13 protein-coding genes are annotated in these 15,608 nt (G+C 60.6%); 6 read left to right on the forward strand and 7 right to left on the reverse strand.

Going from position 1 to position 15,608, the window contains the following annotated elements; translation table 11 throughout:
* Positions 1-171 precede the first annotated feature (171 nt).
* From AC5SEO_RS06270 to AC5SEO_RS06280, 3 genes are all read right to left on the reverse strand, one after another.
* Positions 172-3,639, reverse strand: coding sequence for a chromosome segregation SMC family protein (locus AC5SEO_RS06270; protein WP_003511835.1), 3,468 nt, complete (start codon positions 3,637-3,639; stop codon positions 172-174).
* Positions 3,640-3,723: 84 nt separating this feature from the next.
* Positions 3,724-4,404 (reverse strand): DsbA family protein, encoded by a 681-nt coding sequence (locus AC5SEO_RS06275; protein ID WP_174068052.1) that lies wholly within the window; start codon positions 4,402-4,404, stop codon positions 3,724-3,726.
* 128 nt (positions 4,405-4,532) lie between these two features.
* Positions 4,533-5,045 carry a DUF721 domain-containing protein gene (locus tag AC5SEO_RS06280; RefSeq protein ID WP_003511832.1) on the reverse strand — a complete coding sequence of 171 codons (513 nt, stop codon included), beginning with the start codon at positions 5,043-5,045 and terminating at the stop codon, positions 4,533-4,535.
* 97 nt (positions 5,046-5,142) lie between these two features.
* Here AC5SEO_RS06280 and mutY point away from each other — a divergent pair, with 97 nt between their 5' ends.
* The gene (mutY, locus tag AC5SEO_RS06285) at positions 5,143-6,246 is read left to right on the forward strand and encodes an A/G-specific adenine glycosylase (RefSeq protein WP_174068051.1); all 1,104 of its coding nucleotides are present in this window, start codon (positions 5,143-5,145) and stop codon (positions 6,244-6,246) included.
* Positions 6,243-6,854, forward strand: coding sequence for an HAD family hydrolase (locus AC5SEO_RS06290; protein WP_003511829.1), 612 nt, complete (start codon positions 6,243-6,245; stop codon positions 6,852-6,854). Before mutY ends, AC5SEO_RS06290 begins: the two co-directional genes overlap by 4 nt.
* 336 nt (positions 6,855-7,190) lie before the next feature.
* Here AC5SEO_RS06290 and AC5SEO_RS06295 read toward each other — a convergent pair whose 3' ends face one another.
* On the reverse strand, positions 7,191-8,333 hold the full coding sequence (locus tag AC5SEO_RS06295) for a site-specific DNA-methyltransferase (protein WP_003511827.1): 1,143 nt from the start codon (positions 8,331-8,333) through the stop codon (positions 7,191-7,193).
* A gap of 232 nt (positions 8,334-8,565) precedes the next feature.
* Here AC5SEO_RS06295 and AC5SEO_RS06300 point away from each other — a divergent pair, with 232 nt between their 5' ends.
* Positions 8,566-9,666: a hypothetical protein gene (locus AC5SEO_RS06300; protein WP_149909675.1), complete on the forward strand. Its 1,101-nt coding sequence runs from the start codon at positions 8,566-8,568 to the stop codon at positions 9,664-9,666.
* Here AC5SEO_RS06300 and AC5SEO_RS06305 read toward each other — a convergent pair.
* Together AC5SEO_RS06305 and AC5SEO_RS06310 are read right to left on the reverse strand one after the other, a co-directional pair.
* Positions 9,626-10,087 carry a DUF1284 domain-containing protein gene (locus AC5SEO_RS06305; protein WP_025592678.1) on the reverse strand — a complete coding sequence of 154 codons (462 nt, stop codon included), beginning with the start codon at positions 10,085-10,087 and terminating at the stop codon, positions 9,626-9,628. The genes AC5SEO_RS06300 and AC5SEO_RS06305 overlap by 41 nt on opposite strands.
* A 215-nt stretch (positions 10,088-10,302) precedes the next feature.
* On the reverse strand, positions 10,303-10,983 hold the full coding sequence (locus tag AC5SEO_RS06310; RefSeq protein ID WP_013635630.1) for a GntR family transcriptional regulator: 681 nt from the start codon (positions 10,981-10,983) through the stop codon (positions 10,303-10,305).
* Between the two features lie 191 nt (positions 10,984-11,174).
* On the opposite strand from AC5SEO_RS06310, the gene AC5SEO_RS06315 reads away from it, so the two are divergent.
* Complete coding sequence (locus tag AC5SEO_RS06315; RefSeq protein ID WP_013635629.1) at positions 11,175-11,864, forward strand: HAD family hydrolase; 690 nt, start codon at positions 11,175-11,177, stop codon at positions 11,862-11,864.
* A 196-nt stretch (positions 11,865-12,060) separates the two neighbouring features.
* On the opposite strand, the gene AC5SEO_RS06320 is transcribed toward AC5SEO_RS06315, so the two are convergent.
* Positions 12,061-12,600 carry a hypothetical protein gene (locus AC5SEO_RS06320; protein ID WP_003511819.1) on the reverse strand — a complete coding sequence of 180 codons (540 nt, stop codon included), beginning with the start codon at positions 12,598-12,600 and terminating at the stop codon, positions 12,061-12,063.
* 276 nt (positions 12,601-12,876) lie between these two features.
* Between AC5SEO_RS06320 and thrC the strand changes: the two genes are divergently transcribed.
* Entirely contained in the window at positions 12,877-14,274 is a 1,398-nt protein-coding gene (thrC, locus tag AC5SEO_RS06325) for a threonine synthase (RefSeq protein WP_019564176.1), read from the forward strand.
* Between the two features lie 19 nt (positions 14,275-14,293).
* Complete coding sequence (locus AC5SEO_RS06330; protein ID WP_003511816.1) at positions 14,294-15,592, forward strand: M16 family metallopeptidase; 1,299 nt, start codon at positions 14,294-14,296, stop codon at positions 15,590-15,592.
* Positions 15,593-15,608 lie beyond the last annotated feature (16 nt).

The following is a 15,608-nucleotide window of genomic DNA, read 5'->3' on the forward strand; positions in this document are numbered from 1 at the left end:
GCAAGGCTTTCCATCCGGTACAGGAAACCGGATGGGGGGTCTGGAAAGAGCCCAAATTCCTTTCAAAAAGACATAGCAAAATGCCGCGCATTGTCGCCCACCCGAATGGGTGATGCGGCCAGATAAATTCGCGATGGACAAGGCTTAAGGGGCAGACCCGGAACGGGAAACTCAGACGGCTTCGCGCAGTTGCTCGGCAGTCTGCAAATCCACGGAAACCAGTTGCGACACGCCCTGTTCGGCCATGGTGACGCCGAAGAGGCGGTTCATGCGCGCCATGGTGATGGGATTGTGGGTGATGATGACGAAACGCGTTTCGGTGGAGGCAACCATTTCGTCCATCAGGTTGCAGTAACGCTCGACATTATGGTCGTCGAGCGGCGCGTCCACCTCGTCCAGCACGCAGATCGGTGCGGGATTGGTCAGGAAGACCGCAAAGATCAGCGCCATGGCCGTCAGCGCCTGTTCACCGCCGGAAAGCAGCGTCATGGTCTGTGGCTTCTTGCCCGGAGGACGGGCGAGAATTTCCAGGCCGGCTTCCAGCGGATCGTCGGATTCGATCAGCTGCAATTCCGCCGTGCCGCCACCAAACAGATGGGTGAAAAGCCGCTGGAACTGCGAATTGACCACATCGAAGGCCGCAATCAACCGTTCACGGCCTTCGCGGTTGAGGTTCTGGATACCGGCGCGCAGCTTGCGCACCGCGTCGATGATATCGTCGCGTTCCTTGATGAGGGCCGCGAGCTTGGCGGAAAGCTCCGCCTGCTCTTCCTCGGCACGCAGGTTGACGGCGCCCAGTCTTTCACGCTCTATCTTCAGCCGGTCGAGATCGCGCTCGACATCGCGAATATCGGGCTTCGGCTGGTCGGGACCAAGGCCGGTCAGGCGCAACGCCATATGCGGCTCGGTATTCAGCGTTTCGCGGATGCGATGTTCGGTTTCCTGCCGCTTCTCGCGGGCGGAAACAAGCCGCTCTTCGGCGCGGCCGCGCTTTTCACGGGCTTCTGCCAGTTCGGAAAGGGCGGTGGTGGCAACGCGGTCGGCGGCGCGTTGCAGGTTTTCTGCCTCCGCCAGCCGGTCCGCGGCCAAGCGGCGGGCGTCTTCGGTTTTCTGAAGCTCGGTCAGGAGGTTGCGGCGTTTCTCGTCGAACTCTTCCGGCGCAATGTCTAGTTCGGCGATTTCCTCGCGCGCCTCTTCCTCACGCTCGCGCAGGGTGGCGATGTGATCGGCGGCACTGGCGGCCCGCGATGCCCAGGTTGAGCGCTCCTGCGCGATTGCCTGAAGCCGGCGCTGGCGGCTTTCCGCCTCGCGGCTCACCCCCTCGTGGCGGGCGCGCGCTTCTGCCAGCAGGCCACGGTCTGTGGCGACTTCCAGCTGGCTTTCACGCAGGCGCAGATCAAGAGCGGAAAGATCCGGTGCATCTTCCATTTCGATGCGGGCGTTTTCTTCCTGAACGACGATCTCGTCGATCTGCGCGCCGATCTGGTTCAGCGCTTCCGAGACGATATCCCGGCGGCGCAGAAGATCGCCCGAGGCGCGTTCGGCTGATGTCAGCGCCTCTCGTGCCTCGGCAAGATGACGCGTCACCAGCCGGCTTCTGTCGCGCACTTCCGAAAGCCGCAACTCGGCGCTTTTGATGTCGTCGGTCCTGATGGAGAGCTGTTCTTCGGCCTCCTCCAGACTGAAACGGGCCTCTTCCAGTTCCGTCTCGATTTCGGCAAGCCGGTTCTTTTGTGCCAGACGAAGGGCGGCGGCTCCCGGCGCATCAGCGCTGGCGATGTGGCCATCCCAGCGAAACAGCGCGCCCTCGCGCGTCACCAGCCGCTGACCGGCCTTCAGCGACGGCATCAGGCGCAAGGCTTCCGCAGTGTCGGCTGCAACGCCGATCTGGGCGAGACCGCGCCTTAATGCGTCCGGCGCCTGCGCATAGTTCAGAAGCGGCTTGACGCCCTGCGGCAAAGCAGGATCGCCCGCACCATCGCCATTGCCGGCCCAATAGGCGGGAGCAGCGGGATCAAGGGCACTTTCGAGGTCGTCGCCAAGGGCTGCACCAAGCGCTGCCTCAAAACCACGTTCCACCGTCATTTCTTCCGCCACCGGCGTGAAGCTGCCATTGGCGGCAGCACTGGCCGCCAGGATTTTGGTGATGGTGCGCGCTTCCGTATCCAGAGCGTTCAGGCGGTTTCTCGCCGTTTCCAGCGGGCCGCGCGCCAGCGCTTCGGCGGAACGCGCCTCGGCAACGGCGGCTTCGGCTTCCTCCGCCACGATCAGAGCGTCTTCCACCGCGATCTCGGCTGCCTCGACCGCCTCGCGGCGCTCCGAAGGATCGGGAAGGCCGGAGAGTTTTTCATCGACGGCATCGATCTCGGAGGATGCCTCCTGCGACTGGCGTTCCAGCCGGAGTTTACGATCGGAAAGCTCGCGGATCGCCCGTTCCAGCTGCTGGCGCCCGGCGGCGGCCTCGGCGCGCTCGGCGGTGATGGCAGTGAAAACGGTTTCGCTTTCAGTCAGTTTAGCGGCAGCTGCCTCAAAGGCTTCGCGCATCTCTTCGGCATGACGCCCGGAATCGGCGAGAATTTCGAGAAGGTCTGCCTCTTCCTCATCGAGCCGCGCAAGGATCTGGGCGTTATCAGAGACAAGTCGTTCTTCGCGAACGATGTCTTCGCCAAGCTGCGACAGACGGCGCGCCAGCTCATCACGGCGGCGCAGCAGGCGGTTCGCCTCGTCATCCAGCTGGGTGCGGGCAATCTGCAGACGTTGCAGGGCGGCAGCGACACGCGCTTCATCCTCGCGCAATTCCGGCAGCTTCAGGCTGGCAATGCCCTGCTGTTTGGCCGCCTCCATCTGCGCCTGCGCCTTTTCGGCAACGATGTTCGTGGCCTGATTAAGCGCGCTTTCCGCTTCGCCTTCGGCTTCCTTGGCTTCTACCCAGCGGATATGCAGCAGGGTCGCCTCGCGGGCGCGGATATCCGCCGACAGCATCTTGAAACGGTTGGCCTGCCGCGCCTGGCGTTTCAGGCTTTCGATCTGGCTTTCAAGCTGGGCGGTCACATCCTCCAGCCGCTCCAGATTGGTTTCGGCAGCGCGCAGGCGAAGCTCCGCTTCATGGCGGCGGGAATGCAGGCCGGAAATGCCGGCCGCCTCTTCCAGAAGCTGGCGGCGGGCCTGCGGCTTGGCATTGATGAGTTCACCGATACGCCCCTGCCCCACCATCGAGGGCGAACGCGCGCCGGTGGAGGCATCGGCAAACAGAAGCTGCACATCCTTGGCGCGCGCTTCCTTGCCGTTGATGCGATAGACCGAGCCGTTTTCGCGCTCGATGCGGCGCGTCACCTGAATTTCATCGGCATCGTTGAAGGCGGCGGGCGCGGTGCGATCGGAATTGTCGAGATAAAGGCCGACCTCGGCGGTGTTGCGGGCCGGGCGATTGCCGGAACCGGAGAAGATGACGTCATCCATGCCGGATGCGCGCATGTTCTTATAGGAGTTTTCGCCCATCACCCAGCGAAGCGCTTCGACCAGATTGGACTTGCCGCAACCATTGGGACCCACGACACCGGTCAGACCCGGCTCGATGATGAATTCCGAGGGTTCAACGAAGGATTTGAAACCGACGACGCGGAGCTTGTTGAACTTCATGCCGCTCCGCTCCGCCTGAAATAACGGCAATAAAAAACGGGCGAACGGAAATACCCGCCGCCCGTTCCTTTAAGGGTTCGGCGATCAGAGCAGCTTGTCGATGACAGCCGACATGGTTTCAACCGACATGTCTCCCGCGTATTTCTTGCCGTTGATGATGAAAGTCGGCGTGGAGTTGACGCCGAATTCCGTCGCACCGCGTTGCATCGTTGCGTTCACATCATCCAGAAGCTTCTGGTTCGTCAAGCAGGCCTCGAAAGACTCCTGTGAGAAACCGGCCATTTTCGACAATTGCAGCAGGGCCGCACGGGCATCCTGGGCTGTTGCCCAGCTCTGCTGCTGCTTGAACAGCATGGAAACGAACGGGAAATACTGTCCTTCCGGTGCGCAGCGCGCCAGCATGAATGCAGCGGCGGCACGCGGATCGAACGGGAATTCGCGGATGACGAAATAGGCCTTGCCGGTATCGATGTATTTCTTCTTGATCTCGTCAAAGGTCTTGTTGTGGAAATTGGCGCAATGCGGGCAGGTCATCGACATATATTCGACGATCTTTACGGGAGCGTTCGCATCGCCGAGCGCCGCTTCCGGCAGCGGACCGGGCTTCAACACCGCAGCCATATCCACGTCACCGGTGGATTCAGGCAATTCCTGCGCCTGGGCAACGCCCGACGTGAAGGCAAACGGCAGGGCCGTGGCAAGGGCAGCAAGTGCAACGCCGCCGAGAAGGCTGCGACGGGAAATGGTCAGTTCGGAAAAATGCATGAAAGCACCTGTTGGTAATAGACTCTATTGTCTGTTGATTCCGATATAGCGACGGCCTGTTCATCACAAGCGGGGTTTTGAACTCTTCTTGTCAAAGAATTGTGACCAGTCAAGGACCGTGCGCGACATCAAATCGTCCCGCCCCGCGGCTTCTTCTTCTGCATCACCGCCGTGCCGAGCCTTTCCACTGCCTTGCGCAGCGCTTCGCTCTCGATGCCGTCCATCATGTCATCGAGACGTTTTGCCGCATCACCGCGCAGCGGCGGCGGCTTTCGCCGGCGGGGAACGGGCTGCGATACCGGCTTCTGCACGATCCTGATCTGGCGTACCGCCGGAAAGCCAAAAAAGCCGTTGATGCGGGCGATGAGCTCGCCCTGTGCGTGGGTGAGGAACAGAGCCCGCGCGCCTTCGCAGGCAATCGTCAGCACGCCCGGCTGGTAGCCGCCGCGATCCGGCCCTTCGTCGCGGCGCGGCCAGGTAATCTTTTCCGGCCGCGTGCAATCGGCGAAGTCATCGCCGGCGATCTCGTCCCACGAGCCGAGCAGCGCCGTGTTGATGCCCGCCCGTTTCGACAGGAGGGGATCCATGATGCCATTGGCTATTTCGGCAATCTGGATGACGCCTTTGCGTGGATATCGCATTTTTCACTCGGGTTTCAGGACCGCACAGTCCGGAGCTTCTTGATAGGTCGGTATGAATGGCCCAACTATAGGCCGAATCGAAGAGAAACGGCAAACCATGCTTCAAAAAACCGCCCCCTCATCGCACGCGCAGATGCTGCTCGCATGGTACGACCGCCACCATCGCGAGTTGCCTTGGCGCACCTCGCCGGCCATGGCGGCACAAGGAAAACGTGCCGATCCCTATCATGTCTGGCTCTCCGAAGTGATGTTGCAGCAGACGACGGTGCAGGCGGTGAAACCCTATTTCCTGAAGTTCCTCGCGACGTGGCCTCATGTCAGCGATCTGGCGGCGGCGCCGGTTGAGGATGTGATGGCTGCATGGGCGGGACTTGGTTATTACGCCCGCGCCCGCAACCTGAAAAAATGTGCGGAAGCCGTGGCGAAAGAGCATGGCGGCGTCTTTCCCGATACCGAAGAGGGCCTGAAGAAGCTGCCCGGCATCGGCGACTATACATCTGCTGCCGTGGCGGCCATTGCGTTCAACCGGCAGGCGGCGGTGATGGACGGTAATGTGGAGCGCGTCATCTCCCGCCTTTTCGCCATAGATGCCCCCCTGCCTGGCTCGAAACCCGCCATGAAGGCGAAGGTGGCGGAGCTTACGCCTCCCGACCGGCCGGGCGATTTTGCGCAGGCGATGATGGATCTCGGTGCGACGATCTGCACGCCGAAGCGCCCTGCCTGCGCGCTCTGTCCGTTCAATGGCGGCTGTCTGGCGCTTGCCCATGACGAGCCGGAGCGGTTTCCGGTCAAGGCCGCGAAAAAGGCAAAACCGGTGCGGCTGGGAGCCGCCTTCGTGGCGGTGAATGCAAGCGGCGAAATTCTGCTGCGGCGGCGCATAGAAAGCGGCCTTCTTGGTGGCATGACGGAGGTGCCGACAACGGCATGGACCGCCCGCGTGGATGGCGGCACCGACACGAGCCACGCGCCTTTTGCCGCGCCTTGGCAAGCGGCGGGCGTCATTGTGCATGTCTTCACCCATTTCGAGCTGCGGCTCACCGTCTATCGGGCACAGGTGCCGGATGGGCTTGAAACTGGCGCGGATGACGGATGGTGGGAGCCGGTTACAAATCTTGACGCGCAAGCCTTGCCGACGGTGATGAAAAAAGTCATCGCACAGGCTATTCCATCCGCATTCGATGAAAGCAGGAAGTTTCGATGACCAAGATTGAGCATATCGTATTCGACATCGGCAAGGTACTGATCCACTACGATCCGCATATTCCCTATAGTCGCCTCATTCCCGATGCCGACGAGCGCAAATGGTTCTTCGAGAATGTCTGCACCCATGACTGGAACCTCGAACAGGATCGCGGACGCGGCTGGGAAGACGCCGAGGCGCTGCTGATGGAGCAGTTTCCCGAGCGGGAAGAGCATATCCGCGCCTTCCGCAAGTTCTGGCATGAGATGGTCTCGCATTCCTATGACGACAGCGTCGCGATCATGACCGGCCTGATCGACAACGGTCACGACGTGACGATGCTGACCAACTTCGCCTCCGATACCTTCCGCGAAGCGCAGAAGATGTTCCCCTTCCTCACCCTGCCGCGCGGCGTGACGGTTTCTGGCGATGTGAAGCTGCTGAAACCGGATGTGGCGATCTACGAGCTGCACGCCAAGGAATTTGGCCTCGACCCTGCCGCAAGCATCTTCATTGACGATACGCTTGTGAATGTCGAAGGCGCCAAGGCCGCCGGCTGGCAGGCGGTGCATTTTACCGGAGCGGAAAAGCTGAAGCAGGATCTGCAATCCTACGGCGTGGATGTCTGACAGACCATCAGATCCAAAAAGAAAATTGGCGCAGGCGGAAATGGCGGTCTCCTGCCTGCGCCAGTCCTGCCGCAAGCGGCATGGGACAGCAATGTTTTCGTGAACTTTCCGAACCGGATTTTCACAACCATTGCTTTGCGTAGGACACTATGACCGTTCTCTTGCGCGAAACTTGTCTGGCTAAATTTAGATATTCAAAAATACCAACGCCCGACACCGAAGTGCCGGGCGTTGGTCGTTCTCCATCCGGGACTGAAGGTACTAAACCGGACGGAGACGTATGCTGACAATGGCGGGCGGTGGATCGTTGCCTTCAGCCTTTTGGGCTTTAGACTGTCAGGCCTTTGCCAGTTCACTGCGGATGATTGTTCTCAGATCATCGATAGGCTTCAGCTGGTCGCCATCCTCGAAGTGCCAGAACGTCCATCCGTTGCATGCGTCGAGACCCTGCACCTTTGCACCAAGACGGTGAATGGAGCCGGCAGTCCCGCCGGATGCAATCGTACCATCGGCACGAATAATGGCGCTATAACGGCGCTTTGCATCGGTCAGCACCTGGCCGGGACGGACGAGGCCGCTTTCCACCAAGGTATTGAAGGCAACACGCGGTTCGGCCCTCTTGCCGGTCATGACGGTCAGCTCCGCCTTGCCGAGCGGCTCGACGGCGGCGATGCGGGCAGAGGCCGCGTCGATGTAATCCTGTTCGCGCTCGATACCAACGAAGTGGCGGCCGAGACGTTTTGCAACCGCACCCGTGGTGCCGGAGCCGAAGAACGGGTCGAGCACGATGTCGCCAGGCTTGGTAGAGGCCATGATGATGCGTGCCAGCAATGCTTCCGGCTTCTGGGTCGGATGCACCTTCTTGCCGTCGTCACCTTTCAGCCGCTCATGGCCGCTGCAAATCGGGAACAGCCAGTCGGAGCGCATCTGAACGTCGTCGTTGGAGGCCTTCAGCGCTTCGTAGTTGAAGGTATAGCCCTTGGCTTTCGGATCGCGGCTCGCCCAGATCATGGTCTCATGGGCGTTCTGGAAACGGCGGCCCTTGAAGTTGGGCATGGGATTGGTCTTGCGCCAGACGATATCGTTCAGGATCCAGAAATCGAGGTTCTGGAGCATGGAGCCGACACGGAAGATGTTGTGGTAGGAGCCGATGACCCAGATGGTACCATTCGGCTTCAGCACGCGGCGGCAGGCCAGCAGCCAGGCGCGGGTGAAGGCATCATAGGCCTCGAAGGAGGAGAACTGGTCCCACTCGTCATCGACTGCATCAACCAGCGACTGATCTGGCCGGTGAAGCGTACCGCCAAGCTGGAGGTTGTAGGGCGGATCGGCGAAAATCGCATCCACCGACTGGCTCGGGAGGGCATCCAAGGCAGCGACACAATCACCTTTGATTATGCTGTCTTTCCAGGCGTCACTCTCGCCCGCACGATCAAAACCGGCACGCCGAAAATCGGCCAGCGGAAAAACTGCTGCCATTGGTACTCGCTCCATACGCTTACTCTCTACTGATGCTTATGGTTACCGAAGATGGTTATCAAAGCCTGAACAAGTCACGGAAAATGCGAAATAAATGGCTGTTGCGGCCGACACGCGCAATTTGCTGGCGCGGGCGGGGAACCCGAAGTGGCGCAAAAACGTTGTGCACAACGGGTTGTCCTGTTCCGCATGTCGGTGCTGGCAATACCGGCAACTCAGGGGGTAATCCGCAATGACGTCCGTAACGCGAGTGGCTTCTTTTTCAGTGCATGCCTTTTCCGCGGCTCTTCTTCTGGCGGCGCTGCCGTCAAGCTTGGGGGCGCAGGAGCCGGCACCGCTATACAACGTCGTCACCGACGCTGTGCTGTTCGATGGCGGCCCCTCGCTCGGCAACAGCGACAGGGTGCGGTGGGATTTCTACAAGGCCGACCGGGCCGGCGTGCGCAGCGACGTCAATGCCGGCGGCTCCTACGACGCCACCTTCGAAGCGAAGCTGCCGGCGGGCAAATATGTCGGCGTGGCAGCGCTGGGCAACATCCGTCGCGAAATACCCTTCGAGGTGAAGGAGGGAAGCCTAACGAGGCCAAAGGCGAATTTCGACGCGGCGGAACTGACGGTGGTGCCAAAACGCAGCCCCGGCGGCGATGTGGAAAGCCAGGCGAAAACCGAAATCACCAAGGACGATTTCAAAGACAGCGTCTACGGGCAGAACACGACCTTCGTGCCGGCGGGCGAACTCCTCCTCACCGGCAGCATCGGCCCTGCGCGTGCGCAGGAAACGCTTGCCATCAAGGCGGGCGAGACGATCAGCCACGATCTAGTCATCCCGAGCGGCGTGGTCGTTGCCAAGGCGGCCTATACGGACGGTGGCAAGGCTGTGGAAACGGACGATATCCGTTTCGAAGCGCTTTCAGCCAAGGAGACGCTTGATGGCACGCGCCAGACCATCAACGGCGTTTACGGCACCGGCAAAACCATGGAAATGCCTGCAGGCGATTTCGTGATGCGGGCGCGTCTGGGCAAGGTCACGGTGGAACAGCCCTTCACCGTAACTGCAGGAAAACGCACCGAGATCAACCTCAACCTCGATGCTGGTGTTCTGGCAATCACGGCACCGGGTGCGGAGCGGATCGACATCGTCGAAACGACCAAGGACCTTCAGGGTACGCAAAAGGAAATTTCCGGCCGTTACGGCAACCGGCATCAGGAGACCCTGCATCCCGGCGATTATTCGGTGAAGGTGAGCTACGACAAGAAATCCGGGCGCGAGCCGAAGGAGATCAAGGCGACGGTCAAGGCCGCCGAGAGAACCGAGACGAATGTGCCGCAGTAGCAGTAAGCCGCTGCCCGGCCGGGTGCGGCGGCGGTTCGCCAATTTTCACGCCGGTAAATCCTGATGCCGCGATGCGATCGCACAGCCTAATCCACTGGCAGCCGCGACAGGCCTGCCGGATGTCTCCGGCGGCGAAGGCCAGACGCATTTTCTCCAGTAGCTCCGGCGTTGCCCGCAGCCGCTTTCCGGCGGTGATTGTCTCGTTCAAAAGCGTTGAAACCGAAAGCCGGGCCGCCTCGTCCCTCTGGACCACGCCCTCGTTGAAACAGTGGGCATGGCTTTCGCACAACAGGCCAACGCAGATATCGTCCGGCCCATCGACCAGCTCGATATCCTCTTCGCCGGCGTTCAGCCGAGCGGCGACACGGTCGTAGTTTTCGACAAAACCGGAGGTATATCCCTTCCCCACATAGGTCAGCATGCAGAGAAGGTGATGGGGGCGAAGGCGGACCGTCACGGGACGCGTTTCCGATCAAGGAAACAGATCGGCGGACAAAGGAAAAATCCGCTCCGTGATTTCGCCGTATCAGCAGCCATCCATGCTCCCTTCACGCACCGCAGATCGTCATCGCGGGCGGATATCGATAACCGACTTTTCCGGCGGAGTCCAAGCGAGCCCAGCCAATCATTCCCGGCCTATCCGACGATGGCGAAGGCATCGTGCACCGAGCCTGAAGGGGTGCGGATTGCCTTGCGGCCGATCCATTGCACATGCCCGTCGAGAATTCGCACCGCCTCCTCGGCACGGCCGCCGCGCAATGCGTCGAGGATCGCGCGATGATCGGTATCGGTGCGGCGCTCCCATCCTGCCCGCCAGGCGGAAAACAGGAACCGGGCGCTCGCGGCATGCAGGCCGTCGATCGCCTCCATCAGGCGCGGCATGTTGCAAGGCGCCGTGATGAGGCGGTGGAAGCGGCGATTGGCCTCTTCCCAATGCTGCACGTCGACCGCGCTATCGCCTTCGAGCGTGGCGGCCTCCGCCTGGTCGAGAATGGCTGAAGTCATGTTTGGAATGGCGTGGCGCAGCGCCAGAACCTCAAGCGCGGCGCGCATTTCCGCGACTTCGCGCACATCGGCGAGGCCGAAATCCGCGACCCGCACGCCGCGGCGCGGAATGCTGGCGGCCAAGCCCTGCGCCTCCAGCCTGCGGAACGCTTCGCGCACCGGCACATGCGATGCGCCGAATTCGGCGGCGATGTGATCCTGCCTCAGACGTTCACCCGGCGACAGCTCGCCGCGCACGATGCGGTCAGCCAGTGTGCGGCTGATGCGTGCGGCAATGGTATCTTCGGGTCTGGTTTTCGCTGTCTTGGGCATAACATCCCATAACGCATCCGGCGCTGATCTGTGTAGCTGTTTTTGCACGCAGGAAACGCGCAAAGCCAAATCCCAGCTATGAGCCGGGCGCGACCGACCCTTGCGGGCCAGCCGGTTGAGCTTGACGCGGACTTGGTCTAAAAGCCCGGGCATCACTTTTTTCCAAGGCAAATCCGATACAGGGAGCGCCCATGAGCGGCTTCGACCTCATTATTTTCGACTGTGACGGCGTTCTGGTCGATTCCGAAATCATCGCCGCACAGGTGGAGTCCCGCCTTCTGACCGAGGCCGGGTATCCGATCTCCGTCGAGGAAATGGGCGAGCGTTTCGCCGGCATGACCTGGAAAAACATCCTCCTGCAGGTGGAAAGCGAAGCCAGCATCCCGTTTTCCGCATCGCTGCTCGACAAGTCGGAAAAGCTGCTCGACGCGCGGCTGGAACGCGACGTGAAGATCATCGAGGGCGTCAAGTTCGCTCTGTCGCGCCTGACGACACCGCGTTGCATCTGCTCGAATTCCTCCAGCCACCGCCTCGACATGATGCTGACGAAGGTGGGCCTGAAGCCCTATTTCGCACCGCATATCTACTCCGCCAAGGATCTCGGAGCCGACCGCGTCAAGCCGAAGCCGGATATCTTCCTGCATGGCGCAGCCCAGTTCGGCGTTTCACCGGATCGCGCCGTGGTAATCGAGGATTCCGTGCACGGCGTGCATGGTGCAAAGGCAGCCGGCATGCGCGTCATCGGCTTCACCGGCGCATCCCACACCTATTCGAGCCATGCCGACCGGTTGACGGATGCGGGCGCGGAAACGGTGATTTCACGCATGCAGGACCTGCCCGCCGTTATTGCAGCGATGGCGGAATGGGAAGGCGCTTTTTAATCTCTGGCTTTGTCACAAACGCCACTTCGTCATGCTCGGGCCTGTCCCGAGCATCTGCGACGACTTGATTCCACGATACGTGTTCGGATCCTCGGGACAGGCCCGAGGATGACGTTGCGTATGAACCATGGTTTGTTTGCGATCTGCCCGAAAGCCCGCAGAAGCAGCCTCCGGTTTTTACATTTCGCCCGTCAAATCACCGGCGCTTGGTCTTGGCCTTTGCGCCCTGCTCGGCAAAACCGATATAGACACTGACCGACCTCGGTGCGCCGCCCGGTCCGTTGGGAATGGCGACATGATCGTTGTTGAAGATGAACTGCGTGCCGGCACCGCCTGCAGCAACGTCGATGGCGAAATTGGTCGTTTCGCCGTAAATCTCGCCGTCGCCGTCCTTAACGGTGACGCGGATCGGTACGGTCACGCGGCCGGGCTTCGACATCGGGCCGGGAACGAGACGGCCCTGGGCCAGCACGTTTACCGTCAGGGTGGTTTCGTTCGCGGTGCAAGAGCGCGTCGTGTCTGACAGCGAAACCTGATAGGCGAGTTTCTGCGGATCGTCCTTTGCGCCACCGGCATAGACGCGGTGGACGGCATTGGCATCGAGAACCGTGACCGTCGGGCAGTTGGCCTGCACCACCGGAGCAACGGCATTTGCCTGCGCCGCCGGAGGGTTGACGGCAAGCGAATCTGACGGATTGGAGGAATTGCATCCTGCAACAACGGCCAGAAGCGACATCGCGGCGGACAAACGCAAGAAATTCCCTGACACTCTTCTAATTCCCTCTCCATTGTCCCGGAACCGAACCGGAGACGCTGTTTATTGACCTTTCACGCAGGTTGGCGATGGTCTATAGCAGCGACGCCGGAAAAAATCGATTGGCATGTTTGGTTTTGCTTGAATTTTCAAAAAAGCCCTTCATTACCTCGCCAATCGCCTCATTCCGGCGGGATGCTGCTGATAAAGAGCCGGTAACGGCAACGGACAGACCGGTAAACGACAAGGGACTATCTCGTGAAATATGTATCGACCAGGGGTGCGGCCCCTTCGCTTGGTTTCTGCGACGCGCTTCTGGCGGGCCTTGGCCGTGATGGCGGGCTTTACGTGCCGCGCGAATGGCCCTCCATGTCGAAAAAGGAAATCCGCAACCTGCGCGGCAAGTCCTATCAGGACATCGCGTTTGAGGTTCTCTACCGTTTCACCGGCGGTGAAATTCCGGCCGACAAGTTCAGGGCGATGATCGACGACGCCTATGCGACGTTCCGCCATCCGGCCGTAGCACCCCTGACGCAGACCGGGCCGAACACCTTCGTGCTGGAGCTTTTCCACGGCACCACGCTTGCCTTCAAGGACGTGGCGATGCAGCTTCTCGCCCGCCTGATGGATTATACGCTGGCTGAGCGCGGCGAGCGCGCCACCATCGTCGGCGCCACCTCCGGCGACACGGGCGGCGCAGCCATCGACGCCTTTGCCGGGCGCGAGCGCACCGACATCTTCATCCTTTTCCCCAACGGCAAGGTCTCTCCGGTGCAGCAGCGCCAGATGACGACCTCCACCGCCTCCAACGTGCATGCGCTGGCGATCAACGGCAATTTCGACGATTGCCAGAACCTCGTCAAAGAAATGTTCAACGACGCGAAATTCCGCGACGGCGTCAAGCTTTCGGGCGTCAACTCCATCAACTGGGCGCGCATCATGGCGCAGGTGGTCTATTATTTCACGGCGTCCCTGTCGCTCGGTGGTCCCGACCGGAAGATTTCCTTCACCGTTCCAACGGGCAATTTCGGTGATATCTTCGCCGGTTACGTCGCCAAGAAGATGGGCCTGCCGATCGACAAGCTTGTCATCGCCACCAACGACAACGACATTCTGGCGCGCACGCTGAAGACCGGCCGTTACGAGATGCGCGGCGTCACCCCCACCACCTCGCCCTCGATGGACATCCAGATCTCGTCCAATTTCGAGCGGCTGCTGTTTGAAGCCTATGGCCGCGATTCCGCTGCGGTAAAGGCATCGATGGATGGCCTCAAGCAATCCGGCGCGTTTGAAATCCCGCCGCATGCGCTGAAATTCATCAAGAAGGATTTCCGCGCCGGCCGTGCCACCGAAAAGCAGGTGGCGGCGACGATCCGCAATACGCTTGAGAAAACCGGTTACCTGATCGATCCGCATACGGCGACCGGCGTTTTTGTGGCGGAAAAACACGAAAAGGCATCAAGCCCGATGGTGGTCCTGTCCACTGCCCATCCGGCTAAATTCCCGGCCGCCGTAAAATCCGCTTGCGCAATCGACCCGGCGCTTCCAGTATGGCTAGCTGACATTATGAACCGGGAGGAGCGTTTCGACATTCTGGACGCAGAGCTGAAGACGGTGGAAACCTTCATCGGCAGCCACGCACGCGCCGGCAAATAGAGACGCGGAAAGACTTGATATGAGAGTTAATGTGACCCGGCTTTCGTCCGGGTTGACCGTTGTCACGGAAAGAATGCCGCATCTCGAAAGCGTTGCTCTTGGGGTGTGGATCAAATCCGGGTCCCGCAACGAGACGACTGCCGAGCACGGCATCGCCCATCTTCTCGAGCATATGGCCTTCAAGGGTACGGCGCGCCGTACCGCCCGGCAGATCGCCGAAGAGATCGAAAATGTCGGCGGCGAAGTCAACGCCGCGACATCGACGGAAACAACTTCATACTACGCCCGCGTCCTGAAAGACCACGTTCCGCTCGCCGTCGATATTCTTGCAGACATCCTGACGGAGTCGCTGTTCGACGAAGACGAGCTGGAGCGGGAGAAAAACGTCATCCTCCAGGAAATCGGTGCCGCCACCGATACGCCTGACGATGTGATTTTCGACAATTTTTCCGGCGTCGCCTATCGCGACCAGACCATCGGCCGCCCGATCCTCGGCACTCCGGAAACCGTGCAATCCTTCACCAGCGCCCAGATCAGGCATTATCTCGCCCGCAACTATACGACGGATCGCATCTTCGTCGTTGCAGCAGGTGCTGTCGACCACCAGAGCTTCGTGAAGCAGGTGGAAGAACGTTTTGCATCGCTGCCGCAGCTGCCGGTCACCACGCCGGTTCTCGAAAAGGCGATCTATACCGGCGGGGAAATCCGCGAGACCCGTGACCTCATGGACGCGCAGGTGCTTCTCGGCTTCGAGGGCAAGGCCTATCACGCCCGCGATTTCTACTGTTCGCAAATTCTCGCCAATATTCTTGGGGGCGGCATGTCATCGCGCCTGTTCCAGGAAGTGCGAGAGTCCCGCGGCCTTTGTTATTCCGTTTATGCCTTCCATTGGGGTTTTTCCGACACCGGCATTTTCGGCGTGCATGCGGCGACCGGCGGCAACGACCTGCCGGAACTGATGCCCGTCATCGTCGACGAGTTGCGCAAATCTTCCCAGACCATTCATCAGGAAGAAATCGACCGCGCCCGCGCACAAATCCGCGCGCAACTGCTGATGGGTCAGGAAAGCCCGGCAGCCCGTGCCGGCCAGATGGCACGGCAGATGATGCTTTACGGCCGGCCTATCCCCAATGAGGAGATGATGGAGCGCCTGAACGACATCACGCGGGAACGCCTAACCGATCTTGCAGGACGGCTGTTTTTCGATACAGTTCCGACATTGTCTGCAATTGGCCCGCTCGAACAGCTGCCGCCTCTTTCAGACATTACTGCCGCGCTTTCCGCGCAGCAGCCCGCAAGGATAAAGGCGAACGGCTGAGGGTTGCGGTTTCTTT

The organism is Agrobacterium sp. K11, from assembly GCF_059429395.1.